Source organism: Streptomyces malaysiensis subsp. samsunensis (assembly GCF_024519315.1).
Classification (GTDB): domain Bacteria; phylum Actinomycetota; class Actinomycetes; order Streptomycetales; family Streptomycetaceae; genus Streptomyces; species Streptomyces malaysiensis.
Map to the genome: position 1 here is coordinate 1 of NZ_JANIIC010000181.1, position 2620 is coordinate 2620.

Consider the following 2620-nt stretch of genomic DNA (forward strand, 5'->3'; position numbering starts at 1 on the left):
TCCCGAGGCCGAGGCGGTTACCGCTGCCCTCGCTCTGCTGCATGTGCGAGGTCGCTCCCTGGGCTGGGCCGGGTTCTTCGAGGGCACCGGGGCCCGGCGGGTTGAACTGCCGACGTATGCCTTCCAGCGCACCCGGTACTGGTGGGAAGAGGCTCCGGCCGTGGAGGCCGCTGCGGGTTCGGTTGTTGATGGTCGGTTCTGGGATGTGGTGGAGCGCGGGGATGTGGCCGCGTTGGCGGCGGAGTTGGCGGTGGATCCGGCGGTTTCGCTGGGTGAGGTGTTGCCGGCGTTGTCGTCGTGGCGGCGGCAGGAGTTGGTGCGTTCGGCGGTGGATGGCTGGCGTTATCGGGTGTCGTGGAGGCCGGTGGCGGGTGGTGCGGCTGGGTCTTTGGGTGGTTGTTGGGTGGTTGTGGTGCCTGTTGGGGCGGCTGAGGGTGAGTGGGCCGTGGGTGTGGTGCGGATGCTGGCGGGGTGTGGTGTGGATGTGCGGGTGGTGGAGTCGGGGGCTGTGGAGCGGTCGGGGGTGGCGGGGGAGCTTGGTGCGGCGGTGGGTGACGTTCCGGTGGTGGGGGTGTTCTCGCTGCTGGCTGTGGGTGGTGGTGAAGGTGGTCTGTTGCGTACGGCGGTGTTGGTGCAGGCGTTGGGTGATGTGGGTGTGGGTGCGCCGTTGTGGGTTGCGACGCGGGGTGCGGTGTCGGTGGGGCGTTTTGATGGTGTGGTGGATCCGGGTCAGGCGTGGGTGTGGGGTCTTGGTCGGGTGGCGGGGTTGGAGTTGCCGGAGCGGTGGGGTGGGCTGGTTGATCTGCCGGAGTCGGTGGATGAGCGTGCGTTGGGGCGGTTGGCGGGTGTGTTGGCCGGGTCTGGTGGTGAGGACCAGGTTGCGGTGCGGGTGTCGGGTGTGTTCGGGCGTCGGTTGGTGCGTGCTGCGGTGTCCGCGTCGGCGGGTGGTTCGTGGCGTCCGGGTGCTGGTTCGGTGCTGGTGACGGGTGGTACGGGTGCGTTGGGTGCGCGGGTGGCGCGTTGGCTGGTGGCGAACGGGGCCGGGCATGTGGTGCTGACCAGCCGTCGCGGGCTGGCGGCTCCGGGTGCGGTGGAGTTGCGGGATGAGCTGTCCGCGTCGGGTGCGCGGGTGACGGTGGCCGCCTGCGATGTGGCGGACCGGGAGGCGCTCGCGGAGCTGCTCGCGGCCATACCCGATGAGGTTCCGCTGGCCGGTGTCATCCACACGGCCGGTGTCCTGGACGATGGCGTACTGGACTCGCTCACGCCCGAGCGGTTCGCCACCGTGCTCCGCGCGAAGGCCGACGCCGCGCGCCATCTGGACGAGCTGACGCGAGGTCTGGATCTTTCGGCGTTTGTGCTTTTCTCGTCGGTCAGTGGTTCGGTGGGTACGCCTGGTCAGGGCAATTACGCTGCGGCCAATGCCTACTTGGACGCGCTGGCGGAGCGGCGGCGTGCCGAGGGGCTGGTGGGGACCTCGATCGCGTGGGGTCCGTGGGCCGAGGGCGGTATGGCCGACGACGATGCCATGGAGCGGCGGATGCGCCGCGAGGGTATGCCGCCGATGGCGCCTGAGTCCGCCGTTGCCGCGTTGCAGCGGGTTCTGGATCTCGATGACACGGCTGTGACGGTCGCGGATGTCGACTGGGACCGGTTTGCCCGGACCCTGACTGCCGTGCGGCCGAGTCCACTGATCGCGGATCTGCCGGAGGCCGGGCCGCGCGTGGTGACCGGTGCCGTGGCTGGGCAGGTGGTGACCGATGCCGACTCCGGTTCCCCGCTCGGTGAGCGGTTGAGCGGTCTGCCGAGGGCCGAACAGGACCGTGCGCTGCTGGAGTTGGTCCGTGCGCAGGTCGCGGCCGTGCTGGGGCATGGTGGGGCCGACGCGGTCGGGGCGGGGCGGGCGTTCAAGGAGCTGGGCTTCGACTCGCTGACCGCCGTCGAGCTGCGTAACCGTATGAACGCGGCGACCGGTCTGCGGCTGGCCGCCACGCTCATCTACGACTACCCGAACGCCACGTCCCTCGCCGACCATCTGCGTACGGAGCTGCTGGGTGCGGATGTGGCGGTGGCCGGTGGTGTGGCTGCTCCGGTGGTCGCGGTGGCGGATGATCCGATCGCGATTGTGGCGATGAGCTGTCGGTTCCCGGGTGGGGTGCGGTCGCCGGAGGAGTTGTGGGAGCTGCTGTCGGCGGGTGGGGACGCGATAGCGGAGTTCCCGTCCGACCGTGGCTGGGATCTGGCGGGGTTGTACGACCCGGATCCGGAGCGTCAGGGGACGTCGTATACGCGTGAGGGTGGTTTCCTCTACGACGCGGGTGATTTTGATGCCTCGTTCTTCGGGATTTCGCCGCGTGAGGCGTTGGCGATGGATCCGCAGCAGCGGTTGCTGCTGGAGACGTCGTGGGAGGCGTTCGAGCGGGCGGGTATTGATCCGGGTGCGTTGCGTGGTCAGCCGGTGGGTGTGTTCGCCGGGACCAATGGTCAGGACTATCTGTCGCTGCTTGAGCGGGCGCCGGAGGGGCTTGAGGGCCATCTGGGCACGGGTAACGCGGCGAGTGTGGTGTCGGGGCGGGTGGCGTACACCTTCGGGCTTGAGGGCCCGGCGGTGACGGTGGAT

At 69.6% G+C, this 2620-nt stretch carries 1 protein-coding gene; it reads left to right on the forward strand.

Going from position 1 to position 2620, the window contains the following annotated elements:
• The coding region (locus tag NQU54_RS48290) for an SDR family NAD(P)-dependent oxidoreductase (protein WP_257636613.1) at nt 1-2620 on the forward strand (2620 nt) is incomplete at both ends.